Genomic DNA, 243 nt, shown 5'->3' on the forward strand with positions numbered 1-243 from the left:
GATTTCCGCAAGGCAGGTCTCGACGGCGAGCGCGGCGTACCAGGCGCCACGGTTTTCTCCATTGAAGCGGCCCGGCTCGTGCGGCTTGGCATAGGCGAAGCTTGCATTGATGAAATGCGCATGCGGCACGTCGTAGACCAGCTCCTGCGCGGAAAGCCCGGATATGCCCGTCGTCTGCGCCATCGTCCGGCTGCTTGTCGCGCCCTCGATCTCGGCCAGTTGCGCCAGTTCGTCCGCGTCATC

1 protein-coding gene is annotated in these 243 nt (G+C 64.6%); it reads right to left on the reverse strand.

The window, feature by feature from the left end; genetic code table 11:
• Positions 1-243: RES family NAD+ phosphorylase (locus tag R0J92_RS25850; RefSeq protein ID WP_411053791.1), on the reverse strand; the 243-nt coding region annotated here is incomplete at both ends.

This window comes from Tritonibacter sp. SIMBA_163 (assembly GCF_046535935.1).
In the GTDB taxonomy this organism is placed as follows: Bacteria; Pseudomonadota; Alphaproteobacteria; order Rhodobacterales; family Rhodobacteraceae; genus Epibacterium; species Epibacterium scottomollicae.